The organism is Rhodoplanes elegans, assembly GCF_016653355.1.
Taxonomy (GTDB): Bacteria; Pseudomonadota; Alphaproteobacteria; order Rhizobiales; family Xanthobacteraceae; genus Rhodoplanes; species Rhodoplanes elegans.
Map to the genome: position 1 here is coordinate 1 of NZ_NHSK01000079.1, position 13,702 is coordinate 13,702.

Here is a 13,702-nt window from a genome sequence, read left to right on the forward strand (position 1 = left end):
CTTCTCCCTCCCCCGCAGGCGGGGGAGGGAGAAGGTTGCCGCATTACGTGCCGGCACCGGCACCGGCCTCGCAGCTCCGCCCCTCCCGACGCGCCGAGGGCCGCGTGGCCTCAGCCGCCGCCGATGCCGTGGCCCTTGAGGGCCGCGTCGATCTCGTCGAGCGCGGCCGGGTCGTCGATGGTGGCCGGCATGGTCCACGGGTCGTGGTCGGCGATCTTCTTCATGGTGCCGCGGAGGATCTTGCCGGAGCGCGTCTTCGGCAGACGGTTGACGCAGATGGCGATCTTGAACGCCGCGACCGGGCCAATCTTGTCGCGCACCAGCTTGACGATCTCCTGCTCGATGTCGCTCGGCTTCTTGTCGACGCCGGCCTTGAGCACGACGAAGCCGCACGGCACCTCGCCCTTCAGCTCGTCCTTGATGCCGATGACGGCGCACTCGGCGACGTTCGGATGCGAGGCGAGCACCTCCTCCATGCCGCCCGTCGACAGGCGGTGTCCGGCGACGTTGATGATGTCGTCGGTGCGACCCATGATGTAGAGGTAGCCGTCCTCGTCCTTGAAGCCGGCATCCGCGGTCTTGTAGTAGCCCGGATACTCGTGGAGATAGCTCTCGACGAAGCGGTCGTCCTGCTGCCACAGGGTCGGCAGGCAGGCCGGCGGCAGCGGCAGCTTGACGACGATCGAGCCCATCTTGTTGGTCGGCAGCTCGTGGCAGCCCTCGTCGACGATGCGGACGTCGTAGCCCGGCATGGCGACGGTCGGCGAGCCGGGCTTCACCGGCAGGCGGCCGAGGCCGACCGGGTTGCCGGCGATCGCCCACGCCGTCTCGGTCTGCCACCAGTGATCGATCACCGGCACGCCGAGGATGCGCTCGGCCCACATCACGGTGTCGGGGTCGGCGCGCTCGCCGGCCAGGAACAGGGCGCGCAGCTTCGAGAGGTCGTAGCGCTCGAGGTGCTTGGCGTCCGGATCCTCCTTCTTGATCGCCCGGAACGCGGTCGGCGCCGTGAACATGGTCACGCAATTGTGCTCGGCGATCACCCGCCAGAAGGCGCCGGCGTCCGGCGTGCCGATCGGCTTGCCCTCGTAGAGGATGGTGGTGCAGCCGTGCAGCAGCGGCGCGTAGACGATGTAGGAGTGGCCGACCACCCAGCCGACGTCGGAGGCCGCCCAGTACACCTCGCCGGGGGCGACGTCATAGAGGTTCGGCATCGTCCACTTGAGCGCGACCATGTGGCCGCCGTTGTCGCGCACCACGCCCTTCGGCCGGCCGGTGGTGCCCGACGTGTACAGGATGTAGAGCGGATCGGTCGCCGCGACCTGGACGCATTCGGCGACGCGGCCCGACTTGAGCGCGGTGGCGCGCAGCGTCGCCCAGTCGTGATCACGTCCGGAAATGAGCTCGGCCTGGGTCTGCGGCCGCTGCAGCACCAGCACGGCCGACGGCTTCTCCGAGGCGAACGTGATGGCGGCGTCGAGCAGCGGCTTGTAGGCGACGACGCGACCCGGCTCGATGCCGCAGCTCGCGGTGAGGATCACCTTCGGCTTGGCGTCGTCGATGCGGGTGGCGAGCTCCTTGGCCGCGAAGCCGCCGAACACCACGGAGTGGATCGCGCCGATGCGGGCGCAGGCCAGCATGCCGATCAGCGCCTCCGGCACCATCGGCATGTAGAGGATGACGCGATCGCCCTTGCCGACGCCGAAGTCGCGCAGGATGGCGGCGAGCGTGCGCACCTCCTGCAGGAGATCGCCGTAGGTCATCGTGCGCTTGGTCGCCGTGACGGGCGAATCGTAGATGATGGCCGGCTGGTTGGCGCGGCCGTTCAGCACGTGACGGTCCACCGCGTTGTAGCAGGTGTTGCAGACACCGCCGACGAACCAGCGGCCGTAGGGGCCGAGGCTCGGATCGAAGATCGTCTTCGGCTTCTCGTACCAGTCGATCGCCTCGGCGGCCTCGCCCCAGAACGCCACCGGGTCCTTCAGCGACTGCGCATAGACCTCGTGATAACGGGTGGCGCCGGCGCCGGCGTCGTGGCGGGCGGAGTCCAGATGCACTGCGGGTGCGGAATTCGTCACGTCGCTTCCTCCTGATCGGCACGCCCTTCGGCCCCGACGCGCGAGCGCAGGAGCCGGACGCGGCTGCCGTGTTTCTGTCCCCGGGGGCTTTTGGCCGCGATTGTGCCGTACTCGCACCGGTTTGCAAGAGTGTTGCCCCTTAGCCTTTGGTCGTCGCCGCGGCCGGCGGCCGGCGGCGGATCGCCACACCGGCGGCGCGCCATGCGGCGCCGCGGACTAATCCCTGCTGGCGCGGCGCGCCCGGATCGGCTTTGATGCGCGGCCCCTGCTTCCCGCCTCACGCCGCCTGTCGACCGTGGACATCATCCAAGATCCGATCTTCTACTTCGTCGCCCTGCCGGCCGTGACGGCCATCGGCCTTTCGAAGGGCGGCTTCGCCGGCGTCGGCACGATGGCGACGCCGCTGCTCGCGCTCTATGCGCCGCCCCTGCAGGCCGCCGCCATCCTGCTGCCGATCGTCATCATCCAGGACCTCATCTCGGTGTGGGTCTATCGCCGCGACTGGGACCCGTGGAACCTGAAGATCCTGCTGCCCGGCGCGGCGATCGGGGTCGGGATCGCCTGGGCGATCGCGGCGCATGTCTCGGACGACCTGATCCGCATCGCGGTCGGGCTGATCGGGCTCGGCTTCGTGCTCAACGTCTGGTTCGGCCGGCCCCCCAAGGCGGGCAAGCCGCCGAACCCGGCCGCGGGCGTGTTCTGGGGCGGCCTGTCGGGATTCACCTCGACGCTGTCGCAGGGCGGCGGGCCGCCCTTCCAGGTGTTCGTGCTGCCGCAGAAGCTGCCGAAGCTGCGCCTCGTCGGCACCACGACGATCTTCTTCGCCGTGGTGAACGCCCTCAAGGTGCTGCCCTATTTCGCGCTCGGCCAGTTCACGGGCGAGGCGCTCGGCACCTCGGTCGTGCTGCTGCCGCTCGCGGTCGCGACCAACTTCCTCGGCATCTGGCTGGTTCGGCGGACCCCGACCGAGCTGTTCTACAAGATCAGCTACGCGCTGATCTTCCTGATCTCGGTCTCGCTGATCTGGCAGGGCGGCTCGCACCTGGTGTTCGGCCGCGACTGAGCCGCGGGCCGGCGGACCGCCAAGCGCCGGCCGCGACATCGTCTCCGCCGAGCGGCGTATTGGAGGGCATCGACGGCTTCGCTAACGTGGGTCGGTTTTCCAGGGAGCGAATTGCCCAATGGCCGCGAACGCCTACGACACCGATCTCGACCGCAACCCCGCCAACCATCAGCCGCTCACCCCGCTCGTCTTCCTCGAGCGCGCCGCCCGCACCCATCCCGACCACCTCGCCGTGGTGCACGGGCCACTGCGCCGGACGTATCGGGATTTCCATAAGCGTGCAAAACGGCTCGCCTCGGCGCTGGCGAAACGCGGCATCGGGCGCGGCGACACCGTCTCGGTGATGCTGGCGAACACGCCGGCCATGCTCGAATGCCACTACGGCGTGCCGATGACGGGCGCGGTGCTGAACACGCTCAACACCCGGCTCGACGCCGCCATCATCGGCTTCTCGCTCGACCACGCCGACGCCAAGGTGGTGATCACCGACCGCGAGTTCTCGCGCGTCATGAAGCCCGCCCTGGCGGCCGCCAAGGTGACGCCGCTGGTGATCGACTACGATGATCCCGAGTTCACGGGTGCGGGCGAGCGCATCGGCACGCTCGACTACGAGGCGTTCGTCGCCGAAGGCGATACGGATTTCGTGCGAAAGCATCCCGGCGACGAGTGGGACGCGATCTCGCTGAACTACACGTCGGGCACCACGGGCAACCCGAAGGGCGTCGTCTATCATCACCGCGGCGCCGCGCTGACCGCCACCGGCAACGTCGTCAATTGCGGGATGGGCAAGCACCCGGTCTATCTGTGGACCCTGCCGATGTTCCATTGCAACGGCTGGTGCTTCCCGTGGTCGATCTCGGTGGTCGCCGGCACCCATGTGTGCCTGCGCCAGGTGCGCGCCGGGCTGATGTACGAGCTGATGGCGGAGCACGGTGTCACCCATCTGTGCGGCGCGCCGATCGTCATGTCGACGCTCCTCAACGCCGCCGACCACGAGCGCAAGCCGCTCGCCGGCCCGGTGCAGTTCTTCACCGCCGCGGCGCCGCCGCCCGAGTCGGTGCTGGTCGCCATGAAGGAGGCCGGCTTCGAGGTGACGCATCTCTACGGCCTCACCGAGACCTACGGCCCGTCGGTGATCAACGACTGGCACCGCGACTGGGACGCCCTGCCGGTCGAGCAGTGGGGCGCCCTGAAGGCGCGCCAGGGCGTGCCCTATGTCGGCCTCGACGACCTCACCGTGATGGACCCGGCCCACATGGTGCCGGTGCCGGCCGACGGCACGACGCTCGGCGAGGTGATGTTCCGCGGCAACGTCGTGATGAAGGGCTACCTGAAGAACAAGAAGGCGACCGACGAGGCGTTCGCGGGCGGCTGGTTCCACTCCGGCGATCTCGGCGTGATGCATCCGGACGGCTACGTCCAGCTCAAGGACCGCGCCAAGGACATCATCATCTCGGGCGGCGAGAACATCTCGTCGATCGAGGTCGAGGACGCGCTCTACAAGCACCCGGCCGTCGCCGCCGTCGCCGTGGTGGCGAAACCCGACGAGAAATGGGGCGAGACGCCCTGCGCCTTCGTCGAGCTGCGCGAGGGCAAGAGCGCGAGCGCCGAGGATCTGATCACCTGGTGCCGCGAGCACCTCGCCGCCTTCAAGTGCCCGCGCCACGTGGTGTTCACCGAGATCCCCAAGACCTCCACGGGCAAGATCCAGAAGTTCAAGCTCCGCGACATGGCCAAGGGGGCGTGAGCGGAGGGCCGTGCGCGGGGGATCGGCAGGGGTTCCGAATTCCGCTCGTCCCCGCGAAGGCGGGGACCCAGGGGCCGCACGCCCTGCCGCCCCTGGATGCTCGCCTGCGCGGGCATGAGCGGAGCTTGGGGCGAGCACTCGCCACTATCCGGCGATCTCGGCCCACAGATCGCGCCATGCCGGATTTTGCTCCTCGACGAGACGGAGCTTCCAGGCACGATTCTATTTTTTTAATTGCCGCTCGCGCAGAAAGGCCGAGTGTCGGCTACCGTGGCACTCAAACCAGACCAGCGTCTTCACGCCGTACTGACGGGTGAATCCCGCGACGGCGCCGGTTCTGTGTTCCCAGACACGCCGCACCAGATTGTCAGTCATGCCGACATAGAGTGTTCCGTTGCGGTCACTCGCCAGAATGTAGACAAAGAAGGCCTCTGCCCCGACCAATCTCGAACGCGGCGACGATGTCGCCCCAGGCCCCTGGTCCCCGCCTTCGCGGGGACGAGCGGAGTGTGCGGCGACGCGTGTCATCCTGATCAGTCGGCCGGAGAGGTTCAATCCCCCTTCAGCCCCAGGCGCCGCACCAGGTCGCCCCACTTCTTCTCCTCGCGGTCGATGTCGGCGGCGTATTCAGAGGGCGTGCTGGTGAGTGGCGCGCCGCCTTCGGCGCGGATGCGCTTGGCGACGTCCTCGGTCTTCACCAGCGCCTGCAGGGCGGCGTTGATCTTCGAGACGATCGGGGCCGGCGTGCCGGCCGGCGCCAGCAGGCCGTAGTGCAGGACCGACTCGAAGCCCGGCAGCCCGGACTCGTCGGCGGTGGGCACGTCGGGCAGCAGCGGAAAGCGCTCGCGGCTCATCACGGCGATCACCCGCAAGGTCTTGGCCTCGATGTTGCCGAGCGCCGGCGCCAGGATCCCGAAGGCGATCGGCACGTGGCCGCCGACGAGGTCGTTCATCATCGGGCCGGTCCCCTTGTAGGGGACGAGCGTCGCCTCGATGCCGGCGCTCGCCTTGAACAGCTCGGCCGTCATGTAGCCGCCGGTGCCCACCGCCGAGGTGCCGATGCTGATCTTGCCGGGCGCCGCCTTGGCGGCGGCGATCACGTCGGCGACCGTCTTGCCCGGGAAGGACGGATGGGCGAGCAGCACCACCGGCATGGTCGCCATCAGGCCGATCGGGGCGAAGTCCTTGCGCGGGTCGTAGCCGGCCGTGGCGAACAGACTCGGATTGACCGAGATGGTGCCGGTGTGGCCGAGCAGCAGCGTGTAGCCGTCCGGCGCCGCGCGGGCAACCGCCCGGGTCCCGATATTGCCGCCGCCGCCGCCGCGGTTGTCGACGATGACCTGCTGGCCGAGCGCGCCGGACAGCTTGTCGGCGACGATGCGGGCCATGGCGTCGTTGCCGCCGCCGGCCGGGAACGGGACGATCAGGGTGATGGGCCGCGACGGCCAGCCGGCGGCGTCGCCGGCCGCGGGGGTCGCGCCGCCGGACTGCGCCGATGCGGACGGGGCCGGTCCCGCCAGCGCGAGGCCGGCGAGCGCCAGAATCGCCGCGAGCGCGCGGCGGCGGGGGTGATCGGCACGCATGGTCGCTCCTGCTTGTTGTTGGTCTGGTTGGTCTGGTCGTCTTGGTCCGGTGACGCTCGCGCCGCGGCAAGCGGCCACTGCGCAGCGCGAGCAGCCCGACGTTCGGCAGCCCGCCGAAAGGCGGTGAAAACGTTTTCACCGCCTCCCCAGCAGACTGTCGGAATTCCGATTCTGGTCGTTCCGGGGCCGGCCGAAGGCCGGAGCCCGGAACCCATAACCCCTGTGCTTCCAAAACCAATCGGACTGGGGACATGGATTCCGGACAGCCGCTTCGCGGCTTCCGGAATGACGAGACGGGCCTTTCACAGCCCTCGGGCGTCTCGACCTTTCGGGCGCACCCCCGAGGGGAAGCTCGGGCGCCGGCGATGCACCGGCGCCGGCCGGCGCCGCTCACTCGACCTTGATGTCGAGCGAGCGCACCAGCGTGCCCCAGGTCTTCTCCTCGGTGTCGATATAGTCGGCGTATTGCTGCGGGGTCATCGGCCGCGGCTCCAGGCCCTCGGCGGCGAAGCGGGCCTTCACGTCGGGGTTCGCGAGCGCCGCGTTCAGCGCGGCGTTGAGCTTCGCCACCACGGCGGGCGGCGTGCCGGCCGGCGCCAGCAGCCCGTACTGCAGCTCGGCCGAGAAGCCGGGCAGGCCCGCCTCGGCGACGGTCGGCACGTCGGGCAGCAGCGCGCTGCGCGTCTTGCTGGTCACCCCGAGCGGACGCAGCGTGCCGCCCTTGACGTTGCCGAGTACCGGGACGATCGGCACGATCATCATCGCCACGTGCCCGCCGACGAGGTCGTTGAGGGCCGGCGCCGTCCCCTTGTAGGGGATGTGCGACAGCTTGATCCCGGCCTCCTTGGCGAACAGCTCCGCCATGATGTGGCCGACCGTGCCGGCGCTCGACGAGGCGTAGTCGAGCTTGCCGGGGGTCGCCTTGGCGAGCGCGATGAACTCGGCGATAGAGGTCGCCGCCACCTTGGGATTGACCACGAAGACGCTCGGCGACACGCCGATCATGCCGATCGCGGCGAAGTCCTTGCGGGGGTCGTAGCCGGCGTTGCGGTAGACGCTCGGATTGATCGACAGCGTCCCGGTGTAGCCGAGCAGCAGCGTGTAGCCGTCGGCCGGGGCCCGGGCGACCGCGCGCGTGCCGATGTTGCCGCCGCCGCCGCCGCGGTTGTCGACGATCACCTGCTGGCCCAGCGCCCCCGACATCTTGTCGGCGACCACCCGGGCCGTGGCGTCGTTGCCGCCGCCCGCCGGGAACGGAACGATCAGGGTGACGGGCCGGGTCGGAAAGGCCGCGTCCTGGGCGGCCGCCGGGCCGCCCGACAGCACTCCCGCCGCGCCGAAAATCGTGAAGCTGAACAATGAGATGGTCGCGAGCGCCAGCACCCGGCGCCGCGAAACGTCCCCGCGCATTTTTATCTCCTTGTGAGTTCCTCGCGCGCCCAGCGAACCAGTCCCGGTGCGCGTTCGCAAGCGCATCCGAAGAAGCACGACAAAAAATATCTAAGATATATCTTGTGCTATGACACCCTTCGTTCTATCTGGAGATATATCTTAGACAGGAGAACACGAATGCACGGACATCATTGCGACCCGCGGGACGGCCACCATCCGCGGCATCACGGCCGCCACGGCGGACCGCACGACGATCGACACGACGAGCACCCGGGCCACTGGGCGGCCGGCCGGCACGGCGGCCGCGGCCGATTCGGCGGCGGGCCCGGCTTCGGCGGCCGCGGCGGCTTCGGCGGCGGCGACTTCGCCCGCATCGGGCGCATGCTGGCCCAGGGCGACCTGCGCCTGCTGGCGCTCGCGCTCATCGCCGAGCAGCCGCGTCACGGCTACGAGATCATCAAGGTCCTGGAGGAGAAGACCGGCGGCTGGTACGCGCCGAGCCCCGGCATGGTCTATCCGACCCTGACCTTCCTGGAGGAGGCCGGGCACGTCACGGCACAGACCGAGGGCAGCAAGAAGCTGTACACCATCACGGACGATGGCCGCGCCCATCTGGCCGAGAACCAGGCCGTGGTCGACGCCGTGCTGGAGCGCCTCGCGGCGATCGGCGAGAAGGCCGAGCGCTGGCGGCAGCGGGTGGAGCGCGAGGACGGCGAGCGCGGCCCGCGGGTATCCCGCCTGGTCGACGCGGCGGTCGACAATCTGCGCGACATCGCCGCCGAGCGGTTCGGCCGCGACGCCGAGACGGAGGCCCGGATCGTCGAGATCCTGGCGCGAGCGGCCGCCGAGCTGCGCAAGATCTGACGGTGCGCCCGCAGTCGTTCGCGACGCCGGCGGAGACGATCTCCGGATCGCCTCCGGACGGGCGGGTGCCCGTAAAACAGAACCGCCGGCCTCGTTTCCGAGAGCCGGCGGATCTACCAAACACTACGATGAATTATTCCGAACTAATCCTCAGTGTACGCTGCTCAGGTGCTGCATCCGAACGATGGCGTCCTTGAGCTGCAGTTTCCGACGCTTCAACTCGGCGAGCTGGAGATCATCGACTGACGGATGCTGGAGCGCATCATTGAGTTCCGCTTCCAGCATCCGGTGCCGTTGTTCGAGTTCAGCAAGCGAGAGCGTGGCCATGTGCCTTTTCTCCTCATGTCAGATTGCTGCCTGACTCTGACAGTGTGCCACGATGACACTTTGGTGTCGACGACGATCGATGGCATCCCGCACGACACCGTTTCGTGATCGTTGCCGTGATCGAGTCGGGCCACTCTGGGAACCTTGAAAAAACGGCGACGCCGGGCGATACATGCGGCGACAGGCCGCGATCACGTTCGACCCGGGCATGACAGGACCGCGGCCGGTGCAGCGGTCCCATGGTCTCCGACGGTCCGGTGACCGACCGTACGGTGGCAAACGCGGTCCGATGAACGAGAACGAAGCCGACCTCAAGGGACAGCTCGAGCGCCTGCGCCAGGAGCATCGCGACCTCGATGTCGCGATCTCGGTCCTGCAGGACACGCCCGGGTCCGACATCCTCCAGGTGCAGCGCCTCAAGAAGCGCAAGCTCTGGCTGAAGGACCGCATCTCCTTCATCGAAGACCAGATGACGCCCGACATCATCGCCTGATCGGCGGCCGGCCGGCTCGATACCGCCTGCCCATACACGGCGTGCCCCGGGACAAGGGGTGTAGGGCGAAAAGCCCGACGCCCCGCAGAGCCGGGGCCCAGGGGCCGCACGACGGGCGGCACGGCACGCTGTTCACGACACAGACGCCTCGATCGAACGTCCGAGCCGGCGGCCTCTGGGTCCCGGCTCGCGGCGCATCGCTTCGCGCTGCAGCGCGTCCGGGACACGGTCGCAGTGCTCGCCGGTAAGCAGACTCTACCCGCCCCCTCCGCTCCGCTGGCGCTTTCGCGCGTACATGGCAGCGTCGGCGCGGGCGAGGGCCTCGGCGGCGGCGTCCGGGTCCGTGAGCGCGGCCGAGCCGGCCGAGGCGCCGACGGCGATCTCGCCCTCCCGCCACGGCACCCGGGCGGCCGCGATCATCGCCTCCAGCACGGCCGCCTTGGTCTCGGCATCGTGGTCCGACAGGTTCCACAACAGCACCGCGAACTCGTCGCCGCCGAGCCGGGCGACCAGATCGGAGGCGCGGACATGGCCTTGCAGCAGCGCCGCGACGGCCTGCAGCACGGCGTCGCCGGCGGCGTGGCCGTGGGTGTCGTTGACCGGCTTGAAGTCGTCGAGATCGAGATAGACCAGCACCAGCCGGCCGCCGTAGCGCTGGACATGGGCACTCGCGCGCAAAAGCTCGCGCTCGAAGCCGCGGCGGTTGAGGAGGCCGGTGAGCGGGTCGCGGTCGGCATGGGCTTCGAGTTCGGCGAGGCGCGTCCGCATCGCCGCGAGCTCGGATTCCAGGCGGGCGACCTCGCGGGCGAGCTTTTTCGCGACGCCGGCTTCCAGCCGGTCGACCTCGTCCGCCAGCCGGCCCGGCTGCGACCGCCCCGGCGCGGGGCGGTGTTGGGGGACTGCGGGCGCGGTCGACGGAGCCTCGGCCGGCGACGACGGCGCCGGCTTGCGGCCGGCCGCCCCGGTCCGCTGCGTCTGCCGTTCCGCCGTCTTGCCCCGCATGTCCCGGCCGCCGCGCGCCCTGTGATGCTCTCCGCTGTACGTGATTCGCGACTCCGGCCGAAGCGACGGCCGTTTCGGCGCGTTCGGCCGACCGGCTCGCTTGCCGCCCGTTACCCCAGCCGATAAAACCGCGCGTCGACCGCCCCGGCGGTCCTTTGCTTGTCCGAGAGAGCCATTGTCCGAGAGAGCCGTGGCCGCGACTCCGGTCGCCATCATCATGGGCAGCCAGTCCGACTGGGCCACCATGCGGCACGCCGCCGAGACACTGGCCGCGCTCGGCGTCGGCCACGTCACCCGCATCGTCTCGGCCCACCGCACGCCCGACCGGCTCTACGCCTTCGCCAAGGGCGCCAAGGCGGAAGGCTTTCAGGTGATCATCGCGGGCGCCGGCGGCGCCGCCCACCTGCCCGGCATGACGGCGGCGATGACGCCGCTGCCGGTGCTCGGCGTGCCGGTGGAGTCGAAAGCGCTGTCGGGGGTCGATTCGCTCTACTCGATCGTCCAGATGCCGCCCGGCGTGCCGGTCGGCACGCTCGCCATCGGCCGCGCCGGCGCCATCAACGCGGCGCTGCTCGCGGCCTCCATCCTGGCGCTGCACGACGCGGATCTCGCCGACCGGCTCGACGCCTGGCGCCGCCGGCAGACCGAGTCGGTCGCCGAGGCGCCGTCCGAGGAGGCCTCCGCGTGATCGTTGCGCCGCGTCCGCTCGGGCCGGACGCCACCATCGGCATCCTCGGCGGCGGCCAGCTCGGCCGCATGCTGGCCCTCGCCGCCGCCCGGCTCGGCTTCAAGTGCCACGTGCTGTGCCCGGACCCGCAGTCCTGCGCCTTCGACGTGGTGCGGCGGGTCACCGAGGCCGACTACACCGACAAGGAGGCGCTCGACCGCTTCGCCAACGACGTCGACGTGGTCACCTACGAGTTCGAGAACGTCCCGGCCGAGACCGCGACGTTCCTGTCGGCCCGCAAGCCCGTCCTGCCCGACCCGAAGATCCTCGCGACCACCCAGGACCGGCTGACCGAGAAGAATTTTGTGACCGCGCTCGGCATCGCCACTGCCCCCTATGCGGCGGTCGACGATCGCGCCTCGCTCGACGCGGCCCTCGCCGCGCTCGGCCGGCCGGCCGTGCTGAAGACGCGGCGGTTCGGCTACGACGGCAAGGGCCAGGTGACGATCCGGGCCAACGACGATCCCGGCGTTGCCTGGGACGAGATCGGACAGCAGCCGGCGATCCTCGAGGCCTTCGTGCCGTTCGAGCGCGAGGTTTCCGTGGTGGTCGCGCGCGGCCTCGACGGCACCGTCCAGACCTTCGACCTGTGCGAGAACGAGCACCGCGACCACATCCTCAAGGTCACCCGGGTCCCGGCCGCCGTGCCGGCCGAGATCGCCGCGGCGGCCCGCGACATCGCCGGCCGGATCGCCGATGCGTTCGGCTATGTCGGCGTGATGGCGGTCGAAATGTTTTGGGTCGCCGACGGCGGGGCCGGCCCCGGCGGCCGCGTGCTGGTCAACGAGATCGCGCCGCGCGTCCACAATTCCGGCCACTGGACCCAGGACGGCTGCACGGTGTCGCAGTTCGAGCAGCACATCCGCGCGGTGGCCGGCTGGCCGCTCGCCGTGCCGGTCCGCCACGGCCGGGCCGAGATGATCAACCTGATCGGCGCCGAGGTCGACGAGCACAAGGCCTGGCTCGCCGTCCCGGGCGCCTCGGTCCACCTCTATGGCAAGCCGATCGTCCGCCCCGGCCGCAAGATGGGCCACGTGAACCGGGTGTTCGTGGACTGAGGCACCCGTGCGAGACCATCGCCGCGCGGCCGACGGTCACGTCTGTTCGCTGTCGCTCGGGTTCCAGTCGGACTTCGTAAAATCCGGCTGGATGTCGAGACCGAGGACGCGGGCATAGGCCGAAGCGACCGCATGCGTGTAGAAGGCGTCGTCGTGGATCGGCTGCAGCACGACGAATTTCGTCCGGTCGGCGGTCTGGAGGATGTCATTTCCGCGGATGACGACATGCCTGCAGCCGTTCCGAACAGCGATATCGATCAGCTGCTTCTGTCGCGGATAGGCCGGCAAAACCGTACGCATTGTCGATCCGATCGAGACCTGCTGCCATCCGGACCGGCATTGCACCGAGCCGCAGTCCGCGGCAAACTCTGAGGTGTCATGCCCGCGACGGTCGCCACTCTGCCGCGAACCCGTGCAGCGGTACAGTGATCCTGGACGTCCGGACCAGCACGGTCCCGCTTTCCACAAAGTCGGCCGACAAGGACCTCGATGCAGGCACTTCGGATCAGGGCGATCGCATTCCGAGAGCGGAGCATGTGGTGTGCTCAATGCCTCGAGCACGACATCGCCGTGCAGGCCGATGACCTCGCCGGCTTGAGCGTCGCCTTGCGGCAGGCCTTGGTGGACCAGATCGAGATCAGCCGCGACCTCGGAGGCGAGCCGTTCGCGGCACTGCCGCCGGCACCCGCCCGGTATTTCGCCATGTACGAGGCCGCCGAACCGCCGAATGCCGACGCGAGGGCCGCCGACCCGGTCGGCGCGATCGGCGCCGGAGAGGCGTTCCTCGTCGCCCCGGAGTTGCGGCTGGTGGCCTGACCGGCGGCGCGGCTGCAGAGCGCGGCCGAGCCGGCCGCGATCGTCCGCACAATCTCGGATCCACCGTCCGAATGGCGCGACGCATGATGGACTTCGCCCGGATATTCTGCTAAACGCCCGCCCACCTGGGAGCCCGCGCGATCGTTCGACCGCTGGCGGACGGCCCGCCAGATCAACCGACAAGACCTTCGAGAGGACGCTTCGTGCAGGTACTCGTTCGTGACAACAACGTCGACCAGGCCCTCAAGGCGCTGAAGAAGAAGATGCAGCGCGAGGGTATCTTCCGCGAGATGAAGCTGCGCGGTCACTACGAGAAGCCCTCCGAGCGCAAGGCGCGGGAGAAGGCCGAGGCGATCCGCCGTGCCCGCAAGCTGGCCCGCAAGCGCGCCCAGCGCGAGGGTCTGATCCCCGGCAAGCCGAAGCCCGCCCCGCGGGCCGGCGGCCCGGGCGCCCGTCCCGGCATGGGCGGTGGCGGCGGCGGCTTCCGCAGCAGCGCCCCGCGCTGATCCGACCGGTCGAACGACGTTTCGCGAGCGGGTGGCCCGGCCGCCC

At 69.7% G+C, this 13,702-nt stretch carries 15 protein-coding genes; 8 read left to right on the forward strand and 7 right to left on the reverse strand.

The features are described 5' to 3' along the window. Positions 1–110: 110 nt before the first annotated feature. The gene (locus CCR97_RS10645) at positions 111–2,057 is read right to left on the reverse strand and encodes a propionyl-CoA synthetase (protein ID WP_276330224.1); all 1,947 of its coding nucleotides are present in this window, start codon (positions 2,055–2,057) and stop codon (positions 111–113) included. Between the two features lie 316 nt (positions 2,058–2,373). Between CCR97_RS10645 and CCR97_RS10650 the strand changes: the two genes are divergently transcribed. Both CCR97_RS10650 and CCR97_RS10655 read left to right on the forward strand, forming a co-directional pair. Further along, the gene (locus CCR97_RS10650) at positions 2,374–3,141 is read left to right on the forward strand and encodes a sulfite exporter TauE/SafE family protein (protein WP_111359192.1); all 768 of its coding nucleotides are present in this window, start codon (positions 2,374–2,376) and stop codon (positions 3,139–3,141) included. Between the two features lie 118 nt (positions 3,142–3,259). After that, positions 3,260–4,888 carry an acyl-CoA synthetase gene (locus CCR97_RS10655; RefSeq protein ID WP_111359193.1) on the forward strand — a complete coding sequence of 543 codons (1,629 nt, stop codon included), beginning with the start codon at positions 3,260–3,262 and terminating at the stop codon, positions 4,886–4,888. A gap of 222 nt (positions 4,889–5,110) precedes the next feature. On the opposite strand, the gene CCR97_RS31645 is transcribed toward CCR97_RS10655, so the two are convergent. The 3 genes from CCR97_RS31645 to CCR97_RS10670 form a co-directional block, all read right to left on the reverse strand. Next, on the reverse strand, positions 5,111–5,416 hold the full coding sequence (locus CCR97_RS31645; RefSeq protein WP_420826071.1) for a GIY-YIG nuclease family protein: 306 nt from the start codon (positions 5,414–5,416) through the stop codon (positions 5,111–5,113). Between the two features lie 23 nt (positions 5,417–5,439). After that, positions 5,440–6,471 (reverse strand): Bug family tripartite tricarboxylate transporter substrate binding protein, encoded by a 1,032-nt coding sequence (locus tag CCR97_RS10665; protein WP_201159484.1) that lies wholly within the window; start codon positions 6,469–6,471, stop codon positions 5,440–5,442. 390 nt (positions 6,472–6,861) lie between these two features. Further along, a complete protein-coding gene (locus CCR97_RS10670) occupies positions 6,862–7,881 on the reverse strand; it encodes a Bug family tripartite tricarboxylate transporter substrate binding protein (protein ID WP_170145952.1) in 1,020 nt (339 codons plus the stop codon). 159 nt (positions 7,882–8,040) lie between these two features. Here CCR97_RS10670 and CCR97_RS10675 point away from each other — a divergent pair, with 159 nt between their 5' ends. After that, positions 8,041–8,727 carry a PadR family transcriptional regulator gene (locus tag CCR97_RS10675; protein WP_111358690.1) on the forward strand — a complete coding sequence of 229 codons (687 nt, stop codon included), beginning with the start codon at positions 8,041–8,043 and terminating at the stop codon, positions 8,725–8,727. A 150-nt stretch (positions 8,728–8,877) separates the two neighbouring features. Here CCR97_RS10675 and CCR97_RS10680 read toward each other — a convergent pair whose 3' ends face one another. Beyond that, on the reverse strand, positions 8,878–9,054 hold the full coding sequence (locus tag CCR97_RS10680; protein WP_111358689.1) for a YdcH family protein: 177 nt from the start codon (positions 9,052–9,054) through the stop codon (positions 8,878–8,880). A 289-nt stretch (positions 9,055–9,343) separates the two neighbouring features. On the opposite strand from CCR97_RS10680, the gene CCR97_RS10685 reads away from it, so the two are divergent. After that, positions 9,344–9,547, forward strand: coding sequence for a YdcH family protein (locus CCR97_RS10685; protein WP_111358688.1), 204 nt, complete (start codon positions 9,344–9,346; stop codon positions 9,545–9,547). Positions 9,548–9,802: 255 nt separating this feature from the next. Here the strand turns inward: CCR97_RS10685 and CCR97_RS10690 are convergent, their stop codons facing one another. Next, on the reverse strand, positions 9,803–10,549 hold the full coding sequence (locus tag CCR97_RS10690; RefSeq protein ID WP_111358687.1) for a GGDEF domain-containing protein: 747 nt from the start codon (positions 10,547–10,549) through the stop codon (positions 9,803–9,805). Between the two features lie 217 nt (positions 10,550–10,766). Between CCR97_RS10690 and purE the strand changes: the two genes are divergently transcribed. Next, entirely contained in the window at positions 10,767–11,237 is a 471-nt protein-coding gene (gene purE, locus CCR97_RS10695; RefSeq protein WP_111358694.1) for a 5-(carboxyamino)imidazole ribonucleotide mutase, read from the forward strand. Continuing rightward, positions 11,237–12,334, forward strand: coding sequence for a 5-(carboxyamino)imidazole ribonucleotide synthase (locus CCR97_RS10700; RefSeq protein ID WP_111358693.1), 1,098 nt, complete (start codon positions 11,237–11,239; stop codon positions 12,332–12,334). Before purE ends, CCR97_RS10700 begins: the two co-directional genes overlap by 1 nt. Positions 12,335–12,370: 36 nt before the next feature. On the opposite strand, the gene CCR97_RS10705 is transcribed toward CCR97_RS10700, so the two are convergent. Next, complete coding sequence (locus CCR97_RS10705; RefSeq protein ID WP_146618832.1) at positions 12,371–12,634, reverse strand: hypothetical protein; 264 nt, start codon at positions 12,632–12,634, stop codon at positions 12,371–12,373. Between the two features lie 270 nt (positions 12,635–12,904). On the opposite strand from CCR97_RS10705, the gene CCR97_RS10710 reads away from it, so the two are divergent. Beyond that, positions 12,905–13,150 (forward strand): hypothetical protein, encoded by a 246-nt coding sequence (locus CCR97_RS10710; protein ID WP_146618831.1) that lies wholly within the window; start codon positions 12,905–12,907, stop codon positions 13,148–13,150. A gap of 203 nt (positions 13,151–13,353) precedes the next feature. Beyond that, a complete protein-coding gene (gene rpsU / locus CCR97_RS10715) occupies positions 13,354–13,656 on the forward strand; it encodes a 30S ribosomal protein S21 (protein ID WP_111358684.1) in 303 nt (100 codons plus the stop codon). The last annotated feature ends 46 nt before the right edge of the window (positions 13,657–13,702 follow it).